This window comes from uncultured Alloprevotella sp. (assembly GCF_963536905.1).
Classification (GTDB): Bacteria; Bacteroidota; Bacteroidia; order Bacteroidales; family Bacteroidaceae; genus Alloprevotella.
Genome location: NZ_CAUTBW010000046.1, coordinates 1 through 18,526 on the forward strand (window position 1 = coordinate 1; position 18,526 = coordinate 18,526).

Here is an 18,526-nt window from a genome sequence, read left to right on the forward strand (position 1 = left end):
TCGCCCTTCGGGCATCACCCGCGGTTAAGCATGGTGTGTCCCCGCTGGGGACAGTTGGAGGATGTAATGGGTGTGTCTCGCTGAAAATTTTCCTTATTGTGCTGGCTGACGCAATAAGGGAGTGAGCTGAGAGCCTTATTGCGTTGGAGAATACAATAAGGAAAAAAAGACGAAAGTCCTGAAGAGAGTAACACTCTTCAGTAGTCCCAATTCGGTTTATAAATTTTCGTCTTCATGGATTTGATGCTACGATGAAAGGTCTTTCTGTTAGGAGTATGAAATCTTAGGAGGCTTTGCTCCAATAGAAAGGAGAGAGGTTGGTTCTTCTTCTCTAAACAAAAATTAGTGATTTCGCTGTTTGTATTCTTGAGTCAAGAGAGGATAAAAAACTTTAAATGCATCTCGGACGTATGGATGAAAGACTATTTTTGTCGCTAAAAATGTTATAAAAAATTAAAATAGCCTCCTAACTAATGAGGAGGGGTAAAAAAGCTTCTTTTTCTTTGCGGAATTGAAAATGTAAACTGAACTTTGCAAAAGGAATAACAATTAAGACTCTTATATGAAATTATTTTGTAAGCTGAAAACCCTGTGGAACGATTTCAAGAGTCGTCTTTCACGTGCAGAAAAAGTAGGTTTGATTCTGCTTGTCGGCTGCATAGCAGGACTTGGAAGCCTGTTTTTATATACCCTCCGCTTTACTACTTATTTGGGTGATGACCCTGCGGCGTGCATGAACTGTCATGTGATGGCACCTTATTATGCTACATGGGCGCATAGTTCGCATGCTCACACAGCAACGTGTAACGATTGTCATGTTCCGCACAGCAGTGTGTTTGCAAAGTACTATTTCAAAGCGAAAGATGGTATTGGACACGTGGCGGCCTTTGTGACCAAAAGCGAGAAAGATGTTATCATGCTCAAAGAGGCGAGTGCGGAAGTGATAATGGATAACTGTATACGTTGTCATACCCAGTTGAACACCGAACTGGTGAATACGGGGCGTATCGACTACATGATGGCGCAGCGTAACGAGGGGAAAGCTTGCTGGGATTGTCACCGCGAAACACCTCACGGACGAGTGGGGCTCTCGAGTACCCCCAATGCCATTGTTCCTTATCCGCCTGCAACAGCACCGCAATGGCTTCATAAAACCGTTGGCGGACGATAACCATTTCTTTCAATTGTAAAAACTAAAAAAATCATATCATTATGTCAGAACAACAGCGAAAACTCAAAACATGGCAAGGCTGGGCCCTCTTTGGTGGTGCCATGCTCATTGTCTTCTGTCTGGGGCTCCTGGCAGCGTCGCTGATGGAGCGCCGCGCCGAAGTGGCAAGTATCTTCAACAACCGCCGATTCCCGATGAAGGACAGCATTGTTTCCCTTAACGACTCCTTTGCTGCTGATTTTCCGCGTGAGTATGAAACATGGAAGATGACAGCAGATACTACGTTTGAAAGTGAGTTTAATGGGAGTCAACGTAAAGATGTCTTGGCTCAACGCCCCAATATGGTGATTCTTTGGGCGGGATACTCTTTCTCTTGGGAATACAATACTCCACGCGGTCATTCGCACGCCGTTGAGGATATGCGCGAAATTTTGCGCACTGGTGCTCCAATGACTCCTGGTGATAAGGGGGAGAAACAACCCGGAACGTGTTGGACATGTAAGGGACCAGATGTTCCTCGCTTGATGAGTGAAATGGGAGTGGCAAACTTCTATAAAGCACCTTGGTCGGCACATGGTAGTCAGATAATGAATTCTATCGGTTGCTCCGATTGTCACGACCCTGTCACGATGAATCTTCGTGTGAGTCGTCCCGCTTTGAAGGAGGCATGGGCACGCACCCACAACGGCGAAGATGTCAACACACGTCCACATCAAGAAATGCGTTCACTTGTTTGTGCACAATGTCATGAAGAATACTACTTCCAGAAAGGTACAAACTATCTCGCTTTCCCGATGGACGAAGGAAACACCGTGGAGGATATAGAGCGCTACTATGATAAGATAAAGTTTACAGATTATACGCACGCTCTGAGTCGTGCTCCAATGCTGAAGGCGCAGCATCCAGGCTATACGCTCTTTATGCATGGAACTCATGGCATGCGCGGTCTGTCCTGTGCCGACTGTCATATGCCGTACAAGGCAGAAGGCGGCGTTAAATTCTCCGATCATCAAATCACGAGTCCGTTAGCACATATCGAACGCACTTGTCAGGTGTGTCATCGTGAGAGTGCTGATAAGCTGAGAGGTTATGTTTACGAACGTCAGCGTAAAGTCAACGAAATTCGCGATCGCGTAGAGGCTGAATTGGCTAAAGCACACATTGAAGCGAAGTTTGCTTGGGATAAGGGTGCAACGGAAAATGAAATGAAAGAAACGCTGCAAGATCTCCGTTCCGGTCAGTGGCGTTGGGACTACGCAGTAGCTTCCCATGGAGCTTCATTCCACGCAACGGACGAAGTGATGCGCATTCTTGCTTCGGCTCTCGACTTTGCTCACAAAGCTCGCTTCTCTATTTCAAAAGTTTTAGCGAAGCACGGTTTCACAGGTGAAGTTCCAATGCCCGATATCAGTACGAAAGCCAAAGCGCAGAAATACATCGGCTTGGATATGGCCAAGATGAATGCCGACAAACATAAGTTCCTTACTACCGTTGTTCCTAAATGGATTCAGGAAGCAAAGGCGAAAGGAAGGATTCACTAAAAGAATGGGATAATTAAAAAATGTGCTAATGTGAGAAAATGTGCTAATGTGCTAATGAGACAATGTGCTAATGTGGGTTACACCGTGTGTCCCGTTAGATCATTAGCATATTAGCACATTCAAGCCAAATTAGCACATTAGCACATTGTCACATTAGCACATTGCCCATTAGCACATTCAAGCGACCTTGTCGCCCCGCATTAGCACATTTACTAAATTAGCACATTAAAATATCGTGTGGATAAAACCTTGGAAAATTAAAGAAGCCCTATTTATTGGAGGCGGGCTTGTCTTAACGGGACTATTGCTACAGTTTACAATAGGTCCGATAAAGTGGGATTTGTTTGCATTTCCCGTTAATCTTATCTTTTTAGTATTTTGGGTGTTACTCATTTTAGGTAGCTGGCTTTTAAGAGAACGCTTCTACCTGCTACGTTGGATGAGTAGTAGTCAAGCCGCAGTGGGGGCAATCGCTTGGGTTGCGTTGCTCACGCTCATTATGGGACTGACGAAGCAAGTGGGGGCTGATGCCTCCCCGTCTGACCCTATTGGGATTACTAAGATGTTGAGCCACTGGGCGTTTGTCCTCGTCTATATGTGGATGACTTACATTCTTGGACTTGTCATTCTTCGACAAGTCACTCATTTCACTTGGCGCGGCGTTCCCTTTCTTGTGTCACATCTCGGACTCTTCCTTGTGCTCACTTGTGGAACACTTGGCAGTGCAGATATGCAACGCCTGCGATTGGGAGCGGAGCTGGAAGCAGAAGTTCCCGAATGGCGCGGGCTCGATGATAAGAATAAAGTTCACGAGCTCGACTTTGCGGTGCAACTCAATAGTTTTATCATGGACACATATCCGCCGAAACTCATCGTTATCGATAGTAAAAGCGGAGATGCACTTCCGCGTGGAAAGTCCGATGTGCTGAGTCTTGAAGATAGTCTTGCTCACGGTCGTTTGAATGGTTGGGAGATACATGTTAAGCAGTATTTGCCTTTTGCAGCCCTTGTCCCTGAAGGGGGTAAACTGAAAGCTGTGGCTTGGGGCTCAGCCGGTGCAATTCCTGCAGCTATGGTGGAAGTCATCAATCCCACTACTCATCGTCGCATCAGTGGTTGGGTGAGTTGTGGCAGTTTCTATTTCCCCATGCAAGTGCTCCAGCTCGATGCTAAAACCGCTGTTGCTATGCCGCAACTTGAACCGCGCCGCTTTGCTTCGGATGTAACGGTCTATACGAAAGATGGGCGTAAGTTCCGCGATACGATAGATGTTAATAAGCCCCTCAGTGTCAATGGATGGAAAATGTACCAACTCGATTATGACCACGATCGCGGTCGTTGGAGTCAGTATTCCGTCTTCGAACTTGTTCGCGACCCTTGGCTTCCTTATGTTTATGTGGGTATAGCTCTTCTCCTACTCGGTGCAATTCTCATGTTTGTTATGGGAAGTAGGCGCAAATAATAATTGGCACATTAGCACATTAGCACATTAGCACATTAGCACATTTCCCCCATTAGCACATTTCTTAATTAACACATTCCTCACCGTGTCCTGGTCATCATTTATATACTTCGCTATTCCCGCCATACTTTTCTGGGCGGTAGGTGCGTTTCTCGCATGGAAAGAAAAACGCCCTTTGTTAGTCTACGGTTTTACGGCTGTTGGGCTTACTATCTTCTTTAGTTTTATCACCCTCATGTGGATTTCGTTGGAGCGTCCACCGCTTCGCACCATGGGCGAAACGCGCCTTTGGTATAGTTTCTTCCTTCCGCTGGCAGGTATCATAGTGTATAGCCGTTGGAAATATAAGTGGATTTTAGCTTTCAGCACCTTGCTCTCCACTGTCTTTATCTGTATCAATCTCTTCAAACCAGAGATTCACAACAAGACGCTGATGCCCGCTCTGCAAAGTCCGTGGTTCGCCCCTCACGTGATTATCTATATGTTCGCTTATGCCCTTCTTGGAGCAGCAGCATTGATGAGTATCTATTTGCTTTTCTTCAAGCGTTTGGCTGTGGAGGAAAAAGAAATAGAGCTCACTGATAATCTTTCTTATATCGGTTTAGCCTTTATGACTATCGGTATGCTTTTCGGCGCTTTGTGGGCAAAAGAAGCATGGGGGCATTATTGGAGTTGGGACCCGAAAGAGACTTGGGCGGCTATCACATGGTTTAGCTATCTCGTCTATATTCATTTTCGCCGGTCCAATCCTCGCCGTCTGCGCACATCTTTAGCTATGTTGCTTGTCTGCTTTATTTTCCTTCAAGTATGCTGGTGGGGTATCAACTATTTACCCAGTGCTCAAGGCAGTAGCATTCATACTTATAGCCTGAGTTGAGAAAGGTGTAGAGAAATAGGCGAAAAAGCTTATTGCTATGTATTATCACAAAAAAAGAGACCATTCTTTCGAGAATGGTCTCTTTTTACTTGCTTTGCAAAAAAGCGGAAGCGGCTTATTTCTTGTCCGTAGCGACTGCAGTACGCTTTTCACGGATGCGAGCACGCTTACCAGTGAGGTTGCGCAGGTAGTAGAGTTTAGCACGGCGAACCTTACCCACTTTATTAACCTCAACGCTGTCAATAGCGGGGCTATCCATAGGGAAGATACGTTCAACACCTACAGTACCGCTCATCTTGCGAACTGTAAAGCGCTTCTTGTTTCCGTGACCTGCGATCTTGATAACAACGCCGCGGTACAGCTGCACACGCTCCTTGTTACCCTCGACAATTTTGTATGCCACAGTTACCGTGTCACCAGCTTTGAAAGTTGGCATCTGGATGCCTGTAGCAAAAGCTTCTTCAGCAATTTTAATTAAATCTGCCATTTTTGATTTGGGAATTAAATATTGTTTGTCGGTCCCAGCATAGCATATACAGTTCTTTCGCTCTCTGCCAGCGGCTATGCGGAAAAGCGGTGCAAAAGTACGGCTAATTTCCTGAATAACAAAGCAGGACTACTTTTTTCTGTTCTCTTTGTGATCAATAATAGAAGAAACTAGATGTTCAGCAGAGTTTTTGTGAGGTTTGCTTATTTGCCCATCTGCCCGAAACTCAGTATCTTTGCTGCAACTGATAAATACGTTGAGTTATGAAATATGCTAACTATATTCGTCGCATAGATATTCCGAGTCTTTGGTCTGGACACAAACACATTCTTTGGGAACTAAACCCCGATGTTAATATCTTAAGTGGACGCAACGGAGAAGGGAAGAGCACTATTCTGAATCGTTTGATTCAGCATCTGCGCGAACTTCCTGTTTCTGGCGAACTCTCTCCGGCTGATACCTCAACGGGATTGACAATGGAGTTTGCACCTTCCGATGCAACGGGTATCCGGTATGATATCATCCGGAGCTTCGATCGTCAGTTAGTTAAAAGCGACCATCTGGAACAACTCACGGATGTTCATGTGGCAACAGAACTCGACTGGCAGCTCTATTTGCTTCAGCGGCGCTATCTCGACTATCAAGTGAATGTGGGAAACCGCATGATTGAACTTCTCACTAGTGGCGACCCCGAAGCGCGGCAGAAAGCTACGGATGCGGCAAGCATCAAAACGCGCTTTCTCGACATCGTTGATGATCTCTTCTCTGAAACGGGGAAGAAGATAGACCGAAAGAGCAACGAACTTCAGTTTTCTCAGTATGGAGAGGTGCTGCAACCTTATGTTCTTTCAAGCGGTGAGAAACAAGTTCTAGTGATTCTTCTGACGGCTTTGACAGAGGATCAGCAGCCTTACGTTCTTTTCATGGATGAGCCAGAAGCTAGTTTGCACTTCGAATGGCAGAAACGACTTGTTGGGCTTATTCGCGAACTCAACCCCAATGCGCAAATCGTTCTCACTACTCATTCTCCCGCTGTCATTATGGACGGTTGGCAAGATGCTGTGACAGAGGTCAGTGATATTACGCTTGATTAACTCTCTCTTACTATGGCTCGGAGATTATCTCATAACTTAAATTCGGCTTATATAGAGGCGATGAATCGCTTGCAGTCGAAACGAGCAAGACAGAAGATTGTCGTCTATGTGGAAAGCTATGATGATGTCTTCTTCTGGAGTACACTGCTGCACCCTTTGGAAACTGATCGCTATTATTTTGAAGTGATGCTCCCTTCGCGCACTAAACTGAGCAAAGGTAAGAAGGAAGCACTTGCCAATGAGTTGGGACCACAATTAGGGGCCTATATGATTGCTTGCGTGGATGCAGACTACGATTATCTCATGCAAGGAACCACGCTCGTGTCGAAGGAGGTTTGTGAGAATCCTTATGTATTTCACACTTATGTGTATGCCATTGAGAATTTTCAGTGCTATGCTCCCGCGCTCCATAATGTCTGCGTCATGGCAACGCTCAACGATCGGCGACTCTTCGATTTCGAAACATTCCTCCAGCTCTATTCCGAAATCATTTGGCCACTCTTCGCTTGGAACATCTGGTGCTATCGCTATGGCGGTTATAAGGAGTTTTCGATGCTCGACTTTTATCATATTATAGAAATCTATCAACTCGACTACTACCACCCCGAGCGTACGTTAGAAGCTCTGCGCCACCATGTCAATCAGAAGATTGCGCGTTTGCATAAACGTTTTCCAGAAGGGCGACAGACTTACAAACCGCTCTGTGCCGAGCTTTTGCGCTTGGGAGTGACCCCACAAACCACCTATCTCTATATGCGTGGGCACGATCTCTTTAAGGGGCTGGTAGTTCCCATGCTCAACGGTGTGTGCGATGTGCTTCGGCGCGAGAAAGAAAATGAGATACGTAGCCTTGCAGTGCATAGCGTTCAAGCACAGAACGAACTTGCTTCCTATCAGCACAGCATAGGACTTGTGGAAGAAATGCTCCGCAAACACACAACCTATACAGATTGTCTAGAGTATCAGCGCGTGCAGGCAGATATCAAAGCACTTCTCGACGGTTCTAATCGTTCTGTTTCACAAGCAGATAGCTAAAGTTTTTTTCTACTCATATTTTTATTAAAACTTTCCTAAAATGATTTTTACATGCCTCTCTCGAATAACTCGCCACGTGGATAGTGTTTTCCGTAAGAGTTCTTCTACTGTTATTTTTCTCCTTCTCCTTTTCTTACAAACCCTGAGCATTCAAGCGCGGGAGGTGTCTCCTGAAGAAGCGCTTTCTGTTGCTCGCCGATATGTCCGTATCAGTGAACAAACGCAGCATGAGGTGCGAATGCGGACAAAGGCGCTGTTGCAATCTACTCCTTATTATATATACAATGATGCAGGCGGAAACGGTTTTGTTATCGTTGCCAGCAACGACGCGATGGGAGAGGTGTTGGCGTATAGTACTTCGGGCGCGATAGATACGGCACGTCTGAATCCAGAAGTCCGTTTCTTGCTTCAGAGTTATAGGGATGTCTATAGACAGTTAAAAAATAATCCTCAACTCACTACTCAGGCTTCTCACGTCCCGAAGCCTGCCGATGCAGTTCCCCCGCTTATCAAATCTCGCTGGGGACAGGGCGAGCCTTACAATAAGCTCACCCACTACTATACGGGATGTGTAGCCACGGCGATGGCTCAACTCATGTACTACCATCAATGGCCTTTGCGCGGGCAAGGCAGTAACAGCTATACCGTTAATTATGAAGGTCAAACGCGTTCGGCTGATTTTTCACAGTCGCAGTATGCTTGGGAGCAGATGAGGCCCACTTACACTTATGGTTCCTATACAAAACAGCAGGAAGATGCCGTGGCGAAATTGATGAGCGATGTCGGAATCTCTGTCTATATGCAGTACACGCCAAATAGTAGCAGCGCACAAAATTTTGCTGCTGCACAGGCCTTTCGCTCTTATTTCGATTATGATGCTGCCATTGTTACCAAGGAGAATGAGGGCAACGCTCATTTTTTGGAGGTCATCCAAGACGAACTCCGCAAAGGCTTTCCGCTCTATATCTCGGGCAATCAGCGAAGTGGGGCAAGCGGTCATGCCTGGGTGGCTGATGGCTTTGATCGCGATGGTTTGATTCACATGAATTTCGGTTGGGACGGACAAGCGGATGGCTACTATTCGTTGGCAGCACTCAATCTCTCCTCCTCTGGAACAGAGTTTGGCGGGCGACCGCTGAGCTTTAATAAGCAGCTCCTCGTTATTTTGGCTCGTCCCAATAAGCCCGGCGTGCCAAAGATTGAAGAAAGTTTGCGAGAAGATGCACCCAATTTGGCTTTCAATATAGGTGGCGAGATGCACTTCCTTGATGCTGCACCCCAGAAAGCCACTTCGGATGTGAAGATAGCTTATAGTTCTTTTGTCAATCAAAGTTCCCTCCCGTTTGTGGGAGATATAGGCATCGGCATCTATGGCGAGGATGGCACATTGGTGCGTGCTTGTCCCTCTCCTTATTATTCCACGGGTGGCTACACAGCATTTCGCTTCCAACAAGATGAGGGAAAGATGCCCTCCTCGGGGCTTATTGCTGAAGATGTGGTATTCTCCACTGATTTGTCGGGGCTTCCCAACGGCGTTTATACACTCTTGCCCATTGCTGCAGCCCGCAAAGGTTCAAACGAATGGGGAGCGTGGATGAAATTCAAGAAAGCTCCGCGTTTTATCTTGGAGGTACAGAACGATAGTATCTCTGTTCGCGAAAGGCCTTCCCAAGAAGCTGCTTTCCAACTCATGGCTGAACCAGAATTCAAAACTACTTTGCGACCGGGCGAACCCAACTCCGTGCGTCTTGCCATCAGAAAACTCAATGCCTTGCCTTTCGACGGACAGGTGAAGCTCGAACTGCTCGACGATAGCGATATGCCTGTTGCTGAGGTCTTAACGGAAAAAGCTGTCGACTTTGAGATGTTCGCCACCACCTTTGTGAAATTTCCGCTGCGCTTACCTGCCGATATTGCTCCAGGCCGCTACCGCTTGCGCCTAACTATCATCAAGGAGTACACAAAGGAGGAATGCATCGTTCAAAATATCAACCGTCAGCAACCTTCCTTTGTAGAGATTGTTGGTAAGGAGATTTCTTCTGATCTCTTTGCTATGGCTAATGGCTATGCCCAGGACGATTACGGTTCAAGTATGCCGAGTGAAAACATTGACGTGACCTTCACACGACTCTTTAAGTTGGGGTGCATCGTTCAGCTGAACAAAGATAAAGAGTATGCAGGGAAACTCACGCTCCATCTCGTGGATACTGAAACGGACCGACACTTCCCCTTGCTTTCCAGTACGCAGACCGTCCACCTTTCAGGACAATATGCTACCGCGGCTATCCAAAGCGGATGGCTCAAAGTGAAAGATTTGAAACTCATAAACAACCGCAACTATCGCTTGGCACTGATGGGCGAAATCAATGGAGAGGAGAAAGATCTCTGGCCTCTGTCTGTCGAACCGCATTATGTGTCCATCATCAATGGCCCTTACGAAACCTATCCCGATGAGGTAACAACGGGGCTTACCGATGTCGTCACAGATTCTGCTGTGCGTGCGCTCAACGGACTTTTGGAGGTGGAGCAAGAAGGGCTTCAAGGTGTTGAAGTCTATGCACTCAATGGTGCGTTGCTCCTGCGCGCTTCTTCCTCCAATCAATCTAGCCTAACACTTGCCTTACCTCAAACTCCCTGTGTGGTGAGAGTCGTAACGCTCTATGGCAGTTTCACTCGAATAGTGCTGTAAGCTATTATCAATAATCTTTATCTGCAAGAGGATTTGTTTCATCAGCGAATCCTCTTGCAGCTTCTTTTTTCCGCTTCTTCATCCCTTCAATAGAAGAATTATACTGCAATTATTGATAAAACTGACACATCGCTCCCTTTGCAAACGTAATGGTCGTGTTGCTATACTCTCTGCAAGAAAATGATATTTTGCTGTCGCATTGTCACAGAGCTGTGTAATATTCAGATAAACAAATACTTATGCACGTAACAGTAAATTTTTCAGCTCAATAATTGTTGTCACACTTTCCTCTGTTGTCACAGCTGCTAAAATATTTCTCGTATCTTCTCCCTTTAGCAAATGTTTCAAAAAACTTCAGAAGCCCTAGTTTGCTGGTAAATGGTTGAACCTTAGTTTCATGCAGTATAAAAAAGAGTAGCAGTCAATTGCTGCTACTCTTAGTAGTTTAGTTCGTTTGCTTTGATAGTCTTTTAGAAAGGACTATCGTCGTCCGTCCCATCTTCAACACGAGGGGGAGGATTGGTACTTTCCGTAAAACCCTCATGCTGTGTTCCTCTCGGACTTGAAAGTAACAGTGCATATTGTAAATCTGTTGTGATTACATATGTCTGGGGTGTTTGATACTTCTTCATTTTTGTTGAATTATCTCTCCTAATTTATATATATAACGCCTAAATCTGTTTAGGCACATCTTTTTATATAGGCATTCCTATAAGCAGAAATGTAAATCGGGTTGCAAAGTTAGGTATTTTCTATTATATGTAATCGGTAAATACGAAAAAAGAAAGATAATTCTTCTTAATGGAAATCTAACATCTTTCTTATATGATATTTTATTCATCAAACAACTTGTAAAAATATTTCTTACTCTATAGCCTCGAGAATCGTTTAAAATCCAGTGCGAAGGTCTGTGGTCGAAAATATTTCATTCTCAGTCATCACCACAATAGGGGTATTTTCAATTTCTATAGGAGGAAAATTATTTTCTATACTACAAATTTTATTTTCTCCTTGAGAAATTAAAAATACAATAAGGAAATTTTCAAACGCAATAAGGATGTCAGCTGGCAACTTTATTGTGTCGAGGGATAGAATAAAGAAAAAAGTGGCTCTGAACCATTTCTCTGCAACTGAATTTGAGAGAAAAGAGGGCGGAAACCGTTCTTTTTCTCTCTACCTACGTAAAATTTTTTTCATATCCTTCTTCTTTTCGCTTTTCTTCATTGTTTTATCTAGAAAACTCTTGTATCTCTTTTCTAGATTGAGAAAGGCATTTGTCAATAAAAAGGGCGGTTTTTTTAGTGTGCTTAAAAACTTGAGGGATCTTTTTCCTTTTCACAAGTTTCTTAGGGGAGCTCTTCTCTTAGCAGGTCTCTCCTAGAAAAATCGTAATTTTGCAACAGATTATGACCGATGTAGTAACAACAAAGACCGACCTACTGTTGGAAGGAATCCGCACAGGGCGAGAGATGACACGCTGGCAACAACTGGAGTTGCTTGTGCGCCTCAGTCTGCCTGCTATGTTGGCGCAGATAGCCACCATCGTGATGAACTATATTGATGCCTCGATGGTGGGACATCTTGGCGCGAACGCCAGTGCCAGTATCGGACTCGTTAGCACCAGTGTTTGGCTCTTTGCGGGACTTTGTAACGCTGTCAGTATGGGCTTCTCCGTTCAGGTGGCCCATCTCATTGGTGCTAACGATGAAGAAGGTGCGCGCAATGTGCTGCGCCAAGCCTTGGTGGCTACGTTTGTCTTTAGCGTTATTGAGGGCTTGCTGGGAATTCTTGTTAGTCCTCATTTGCCCATGTGGCTCGGCGGTGGAGATGCCATACGCGGCGATAGTGCCACCTATTTTGCTATCTTCAGTCTCGTTATTCCGATACTTCAGCTCGATATCTTAGCTTCGGCCATGTTGCGGTGTAGCGGCAATGTGAAGTTTCCAAGTATCCTCAACGCCGTGATGTGCGTGTTCGATATAATTTTTAATTTCTTTTTCATCTATCCCACGCGCACCGTTTCCTTTCTGGGCTTCGACTTTTCTATGCCAGGAATGGGCTTGGGCGTTCCGGGGGCAGCTCTCGGTACGGCTGCGGCCGAGATTTTAACGGCCATCATCATGGTCTACTATATGTTGGCCCGCTCGCGGCAGTTGAGCATCTGGAACAAGGGCTTCGGCGAATTGCGGCGCTTCATCCCCACGAGTCGCGTGCTCTCCCGCGCATGGAAGATAGGGCTTCCTATGGCTGTGCAGCATGTGGCCATGTGTTCCGCCCAAATCCTAACCACCGTGATCGTAGCTCCTTTGGGCATCTTTGCCATTTCGGCCAATAGCTTTGGCGTGACGGCCGAAAGTCTATGCTACATGCCCGGCTATGGTGTCTCAGATGCAGCCACAACCCTTGTGGGGCAGAGCATCGGGGCTGCGCGGAAGACTTTAGCCCGCCGCTTTGCGTTTATTGCCGTGGCTTTTGGCATTAGCATCATGACGCTGATGGGCATCCTTATGTATGTATTTGCTCCGCTGATGATGGCCGTCTTCACACCCGTTCAGGAAATCATCGACCTCGGTGTTTCTGCCCTGCGCATTGAAGCTTTTGCCGAACCCATGTTTGCGGCTTCTATCGTGGCCTATGGCTGCTGTGTGGGAGCTGGCGATACGCTCATTCCGGCCTTTATGAACCTCGCTTCGATGTGGGGCGTGCGCCTCACGCTCGCTTTCATGCTGACATCGGTCTTTGATATGGGCCTCACGGGCGTATGGACAGCTATGGCCATCGAGCTGACATTCCGCGGCATCATCTTCCTCCTCCGACTTTGGAAGAGCAAAACGTTCAGAGAGTAGGGGAGGAGTGAGATTCTCTCCCTTGTGTCCCCCAACTTGTTTTGCTGTTCCGTTTCGACCACAGTGGTTGAGAGGATGGCGCTTAGCCCTGTTGCTTGTGGTTTCTATATGGAATGGTTATATTTGCCGTAATAATTTAGAAGTTGTATGTACAATCCTACAGAATTCCTGCGTGCTGCAATTCCTGCAGCTGTTGAAGCAGGAAAAGCTATTATGGAGATTTACGCCCGTCCTACAGAGGATTGGGAAGTGGAAAGAAAAAACGACAATTCACCTTTGACGCTGGCCGACCGCAAGGCTAATGCTGTCATCGTGGAACACTTGCGGCCAACAGGACTTCCTATCCTGAGCGAAGAAGGTGCACATGCACCCTATGATAGTCGCAAGGATTGGACAGAACTCTTTGTCGTAGATCCGCTCGATGGTACGAAAGAATTCATCAAACGCAATGGGGAGTTCACTGTCAATATCGCTTACGTCGTGGAAGGAAAGCCAGTGGGCGGCGTGATTTATGTTCCCACCACTCATACTCTCTACTTCGGCATGAAAGGCTTTGGAGCCTTCAAAGTGGGGGATATCACCGTGGCTAAGAATGATGAAGTGCAACTTATCCGCTCTGCCGTGCATCTCCCCATGGAAACGCAGCGCCACAACTTTGTGGTGGTGGCTTCGCGCTCCCATCTCTCGGCTGAAACGCAGGCTTTCATCGATGCTTTGCGAAAGGAACATGACGAGGTGGAAATCTTGTCGGCAGGTTCGTCCCTCAAACTCTGTCGCGTGGCGGAGGGGAGTGCCGACATCTACCCCCGATTGGCGCCCACCATGGAGTGGGATACCGCTGCAGGCGATGCCATTGTGCGGGCAGCAGGAAAGCGCGTTTATGATGCCGCAAGTGGTGAATCGTTGGTTTATAACAAAGAGGATTTACACAATCCCCATTTCATAGTAAGTAAATAAAAGTCGTTGCCCCTCAAAGCTTTTGTTCTCCACGTGTGGACAGAAATAGGGGGGGCATGAATTAAAAAGATGTTAGTATTTGTCGTTGTCGTCCTCTTGCTGGTTGTGCTGGCGCTGATGAAGGACCGAATGCGCCCGGGAATGATACTATTCTCGGCCGCAGTGGTGTTTCTCTGTGCGGGCATACTGACTCCAAAGGACATGTTGGAGGGATTTTCCAACAAGGGTATGATAACGGTGGCGTTGCTCTTTCTTGTCAGTGAGGGCATTCGGCGTGCAGGTGTGTTGGAGCAACTTCTCCTTTTCTTGCTACCGAAGGGCCGCTTGTCGGTCTATCGTGTTCAGTTGCGCCTCTTGCCTATCGTTGCCGCCATTTCGGCTTTTCTCAACAACACGCCAGTTGTCGTTATTTTTGCCCCGATTATCAAGCGCTGGGCCGAATCTGTGCGTCTCCCTGCTACTAAGTTTCTCATCCCCTTGAGCTATGCCACAATTCTTGGCGGTATGTGTACGCTGATAGGTACGTCCACCAATCTTGTTGTCGATGGGATGGTGATGGATGCAGGCTATACAGGGTTCACCATGTTTGAGCTGGGCAAAGTGGGAGGCTTTATAGCCATCGCTGGCATTGTTTATATGCTCCTCTTCTCTCGCTGGCTCTTGCCCGATAGCCGCACTGTGGAGCAGGCAGCAGAGCTGTCGGGGAAAGACTCCCGCTACTTCCGCGTTGATGTAGTGCTGGGAGCGCGCTTTCCAGCGATAGGAAAAAATATCTTTGATTTCGACTTCAAGAGAAAGTATGGAGCAACGATTCTGGAGCTTCGCCGCAATGGTGAGAGCTTCTTGATGCACGATATGCGCAAGGTGAGCTATCGCGAAGGGGATACGCTTGTGCTTTTGGCGGATGAAGAATTTCTTACCAACTGGGGAGATTCGAGTTTCTTCCTCATGGTGAGCAGTAGCAGAGGTATGGTAAATAGGCTCTCCCGTGCAAAGCGCTGGGTGGCTGTTGTGCTGGTGGCGCTGATGGTTCTGGGGGCTACCGTAGGGGAGTTGCCCGCTGTTCGCTCGGCTTTCCCGAAAGTTCACCTTGATATGTTCTTCTTTGCCTCCGTCGTGACCATCGTGATGGCTTGGTTGCAGATTTTTCCAGCCCGGAAATACACGAAGTTCATTAGTTGGGACATACTCATCACTATTGCATCGGCCTTTGCCATAAGCAAAGCTATGATGAACTCAGGAGTGGCAGAAGCTATCGCCGCGATAGCCATTCGTCTGACGGACAATTTCGGCCCTTACGTACTTCTGGCGTTCATCTTCATAGTGACGGACTGCTTCACGGAGCTCATGACCAATAACGCAGCCGCTGCACTGACGTTCCCCATTAGTTTGTCCATCGCTCAGCAGCTCGGAGTTAGCCCCATGCCTTTCTTCGTGACCATTTGCATGGCTGCTTCATCGAGTTTCTCCACACCCATTGGTTATCAAACCAATCTTATTGTTCAGGGTGTGGGCGGCTATCGGTTTGCCGACTTCGTGCGCGCCGGACTTCCTCTGAACATCATATCATTTCTCATAAGTATATTCTTAATCCCCATCTTTTGGCCATTCTAAAGGTATGAACGAAATATATCCCATCTTTGATCAAATGCTCAGTCGCTCTGATAAAGAGAAACTTCTGGGGCAGAAAGGCGTTATGCTCTGGTTCACGGGGCTGAGCGGCTCAGGCAAAAGTACCGTGGCAATAGCTCTGGAGCGCGAACTGCAAAAGCGAGGTTTGCTTTGCCGTATCCTCGATGGCGACAACATACGCAGTGGCATCAACAAAGGCCTTGGATTTACGGCTGAAGACCGCCGAGAGAACATCCGCCGTATTGCCGAAGTTGCCAAACTCTTTGTGGACACGGGCATCATTACTATCGCCGCCTTTATCTCCCCATCCAATGACCTGCGCCGTATGGCCAGCGACATCATCGGGGCAGAAGATTTCAAGGAGGTATATATCTCCACTCCGCTCGAAGTGTGCGAAGCGCGCGACGTGAAAGGGCTGTACGCCAAGGCGCGCCGTGGAGAAATCAAGAACTTTACGGGAATCAGCGCACCCTTTGAAGCACCCGAGCATCCAGCCTTGTCAATCGACACCAGCAAGGTGAGCCTCGAGGATGGCGTAAAGCAAATCTTGGTCTTCTTAGGTATCGAATAAAATAAGTGCCTCCCACTGATCGACACCATTCATCTATATAACAACATAAAGCAAAAACCGACAATTATATGGAACAGTATAATCTGAGCCACCTCAAGGAGCTCGAAGCGGAAAGTATCTACATCATCCGCGAAGTAGCTGCCGAATTTGAAAATCCTGTTATGCTCTACAGCATCGGTAAGGACTCGAGCGTTATGGCTCGTCTGGCCGAGAAAGCCTTTGCTCCAGGCCGCCCGCCCTTTCCTCTGATGCACATCGACTCAAAGTGGAAGTTCAAAGAGATGCTTCAATTCCGCGATTGGTACGCGCGAGAGCACGGTTGGAAGTTGATAGTGGAGAGCAACATGGAGGCATTTAAGGCTGGAGTAGGCCCATTCACGCATGGCTCAAAGGTACACACCGACCTCATGAAGACGCAGGCGCTTCTTCATGGTCTAAAAAAATACGGCTTTGATGCAGCTTTCGGCGGAGCCCGTCGCGACGAGGAAAAGAGCCGCGCAAAGGAACGCATCTTTAGTTTCCGCGATCAGTTCCAGCAGTGGGATCCCAAAAACCAACGTCCGGAACTCTGGGACATTTATAACACTCGTATCCACAAGGGCGAAAGCATACGCGTTTTCCCTTTGAGCAACTGGACAGAGCTGGACATTTGGCAATATATCCGCCTTGAAAACATCCCCATCGTACCGCTGTACTTCGCTAAAGAGCGTCCAGTCGTGGAAATGGATGGCCAACTCATCATGCCAGACGATGAACGCTTGCCTGAAAAGTACAAAGACAAGATTGAGATGCGGAAAATCCGCTTCCGCACTCTCGGATGCTGGCCGCTCACTGGTGCCATCGAGAGCGAAGCCGATACGATTGAGAAAATCGTGGAGGAAATGATGACTACCACAAAGAGCGAACGAACCACGCGTGTAATTGATTTCGACCAAGATGCTTCTATGGAACAAAAGAAGCGTGAAGGATATTTCTAAACCCATATTCAGCCTTACCCCTCTGGCTCGTGCCAAAGGAGGGGTAAGGCTCTTTTTTTATGCTCTTCAATTCGTTTGAATTTCTGCTTTTCCTGCCGTGCGTCTTCCTTATCTATTGGTACGTTTGTCGCGGTCGTAGGTCGCGCAATCTTTGGATTGTTCTTTGCAGTTACTTCTTCTACGGCTGGTGGGATTGGCGTTTCACGGGATTGCTGGCTCTGACTTCGCTTTGCAGTTATGTCAGTGGCATTTGGGAGGAACGCTATCCGCGATGGGCACGACACATATTGTGGAGCAACATACTGCTGAACCTCGGCATCTTAGGCGCATTTAAGTATTTCAACTTCTTTGCCGACAGTTTGCAGGACCTTTCCACGGCCTTGGGCTTTGGAACGCTCCACGCCCCCGTTGTCCACGTGATTCTTCCCGTAGGCATTAGTTTCTACACCTTTCAGGCACTCAGCTATTCCATTGATGTTTATCGTAAGAAACTTCCTGCCACGCACGACCTCATAGAATTTTTTGCTTATCTCAGTTTCTTCCCTCAGTTGGTGGCTGGCCCTATTGAGCGCGCTACTAACTTGCTGCCGCAGTTCCAGCAGGACCGCACGTTTTCCTATGCCGATGCGGTCGACGGAATGCGACAAATTTTGTGGGGCTTCTTCAAGAAGATTGTTATAGCCGACCAATGCGCCGTTGGAGTTAATGCCATCTTCTCCGACTATGCACAGGCCAGTGGGGTAGACCTGTTGATGGGCGGACTTCTCTTTACCTTTCAGATCTACGGCGACTTCTCCGGTTATAGCGATATAGCAATCGGTACGGGTCGCCTTTTCGGCATCCGATTGATGCAGAATTTCCGTTACCCTTACTTTTCTCGCAATATCCGCGACTTTTGGGTAATGTCCGAAAAAGTGTGTAAGATTCTCCTCGTCCTTGCCCTCATGCTTGGGGTACCCCAAGCATGAGGGCAATTTGTGATGTTGATATCTCTTTGCCATTTTACCTGATTTTCCACTCCCCAAAATACGGCAGCCGTCTTGCATATGTCCCTTCTGTTTTCTCCTTGGCAACAGATCCCAAGAGATAAACCACAGAGGCAGGGGAAGGCATCGCTCCACGCATGAGTAAGGTGCGCTTATAACTTCTATTCAGTCGTTCCACCCAGTTAGTAGAGTAAATCATTC

Annotated in this window: 15 protein-coding genes and 1 pseudogene; 13 read left to right on the forward strand and 3 right to left on the reverse strand. The window is 47.2% G+C overall.

Going from position 1 to position 18,526, the window contains the following annotated elements; all coding sequences use genetic code 11:
* Positions 1–562: 562 nt before the first annotated feature.
* The 4 genes from nrfH (at position 563) to ccsA (ending at position 5,051) form a co-directional block, all read left to right on the forward strand.
* Positions 563–1,171: a cytochrome c nitrite reductase small subunit gene (gene nrfH, locus ABLA33_RS08075; protein WP_311491035.1), complete on the forward strand. Its 609-nt coding sequence runs from the start codon at positions 563–565 to the stop codon at positions 1,169–1,171.
* A gap of 41 nt (positions 1,172–1,212) precedes the next feature.
* The gene (gene nrfA, locus ABLA33_RS08080) at positions 1,213–2,712 is read left to right on the forward strand and encodes an ammonia-forming cytochrome c nitrite reductase (protein WP_347719918.1); all 1,500 of its coding nucleotides are present in this window, start codon (positions 1,213–1,215) and stop codon (positions 2,710–2,712) included.
* Between the two features lie 382 nt (positions 2,713–3,094).
* Positions 3,095–4,174, forward strand: coding sequence for a cytochrome c biogenesis protein ResB (locus ABLA33_RS08085; RefSeq protein WP_347719919.1), 1,080 nt, complete (start codon positions 3,095–3,097; stop codon positions 4,172–4,174).
* An 85-nt stretch (positions 4,175–4,259) separates the two neighbouring features.
* Positions 4,260–5,051 (forward strand): cytochrome c biogenesis protein CcsA, encoded by a 792-nt coding sequence (ccsA, locus tag ABLA33_RS08090; RefSeq protein ID WP_347719920.1) that lies wholly within the window; start codon positions 4,260–4,262, stop codon positions 5,049–5,051.
* Positions 5,052–5,166: 115 nt separating this feature from the next.
* Here ccsA and rplS read toward each other — a convergent pair whose 3' ends face one another.
* Positions 5,167–5,538 (reverse strand): 50S ribosomal protein L19, encoded by a 372-nt coding sequence (rplS, locus tag ABLA33_RS08095; RefSeq protein WP_311491039.1) that lies wholly within the window; start codon positions 5,536–5,538, stop codon positions 5,167–5,169.
* Positions 5,539–5,801: 263 nt separating this feature from the next.
* Here rplS and ABLA33_RS08100 point away from each other — a divergent pair, with 263 nt between their 5' ends.
* The 3 genes from ABLA33_RS08100 to ABLA33_RS08110 are packed head-to-tail and all read left to right on the forward strand — an operon-like array spanning position 5,802 to position 10,356.
* Positions 5,802–6,632: an AAA family ATPase gene (locus ABLA33_RS08100; RefSeq protein WP_183693711.1), complete on the forward strand. Its 831-nt coding sequence runs from the start codon at positions 5,802–5,804 to the stop codon at positions 6,630–6,632.
* Positions 6,633–6,644: 12 nt separating this feature from the next.
* The gene (locus tag ABLA33_RS08105; protein ID WP_347719921.1) at positions 6,645–7,667 is read left to right on the forward strand and encodes a DUF4435 domain-containing protein; all 1,023 of its coding nucleotides are present in this window, start codon (positions 6,645–6,647) and stop codon (positions 7,665–7,667) included.
* Positions 7,668–7,707: 40 nt separating this feature from the next.
* Entirely contained in the window at positions 7,708–10,356 is a 2,649-nt protein-coding gene (locus ABLA33_RS08110) for a C10 family peptidase (RefSeq protein ID WP_347719922.1), read from the forward strand.
* Positions 10,357–11,244: 888 nt separating this feature from the next.
* Here ABLA33_RS08110 and ABLA33_RS08115 read toward each other — a convergent pair.
* Entirely contained in the window at positions 11,245–11,427 is a 183-nt protein-coding gene (locus ABLA33_RS08115) for a hypothetical protein (protein WP_347719923.1), read from the reverse strand.
* Positions 11,428–11,762: 335 nt separating this feature from the next.
* Here ABLA33_RS08115 and ABLA33_RS08120 point away from each other — a divergent pair, with 335 nt between their 5' ends.
* The 6 genes and pseudogenes from ABLA33_RS08120 to ABLA33_RS08145 form a co-directional block, all read left to right on the forward strand.
* On the forward strand, positions 11,763–13,202 hold the full coding sequence (locus tag ABLA33_RS08120) for an MATE family efflux transporter (protein WP_347719924.1): 1,440 nt from the start codon (positions 11,763–11,765) through the stop codon (positions 13,200–13,202).
* A 147-nt stretch (positions 13,203–13,349) separates the two neighbouring features.
* Positions 13,350–14,159, forward strand: a complete 810-nt coding sequence (cysQ, locus tag ABLA33_RS08125; RefSeq protein ID WP_311491045.1) for a 3'(2'),5'-bisphosphate nucleotidase CysQ — start codon at positions 13,350–13,352, stop codon at positions 14,157–14,159.
* Positions 14,160–14,219: 60 nt separating this feature from the next.
* Positions 14,220–15,773, forward strand: a complete 1,554-nt coding sequence (locus ABLA33_RS08130; protein WP_347719927.1) for an SLC13 family permease — start codon at positions 14,220–14,222, stop codon at positions 15,771–15,773.
* Between the two features lie 4 nt (positions 15,774–15,777).
* Complete coding sequence (gene cysC / locus ABLA33_RS08135) at positions 15,778–16,362, forward strand: adenylyl-sulfate kinase (protein ID WP_347719925.1); 585 nt, start codon at positions 15,778–15,780, stop codon at positions 16,360–16,362.
* Between the two features lie 68 nt (positions 16,363–16,430).
* Positions 16,431–17,339 (forward strand): sulfate adenylyltransferase subunit CysD, encoded by a 909-nt coding sequence (gene cysD / locus ABLA33_RS08140; RefSeq protein WP_347719926.1) that lies wholly within the window; start codon positions 16,431–16,433, stop codon positions 17,337–17,339.
* A gap of 59 nt (positions 17,340–17,398) precedes the next feature.
* Positions 17,399–18,238, forward strand: a pseudogene (locus ABLA33_RS08145) (MBOAT family O-acyltransferase); the annotation flags it as partial.
* 103 nt (positions 18,239–18,341) lie between these two features.
* Here ABLA33_RS08145 and ABLA33_RS08150 read toward each other — a convergent pair.
* Positions 18,342–18,526, reverse strand: a 185-nt coding sequence (locus ABLA33_RS08150) for a transposase (protein ID WP_237784033.1), incomplete at its 5' end; no start/stop codon positions are given.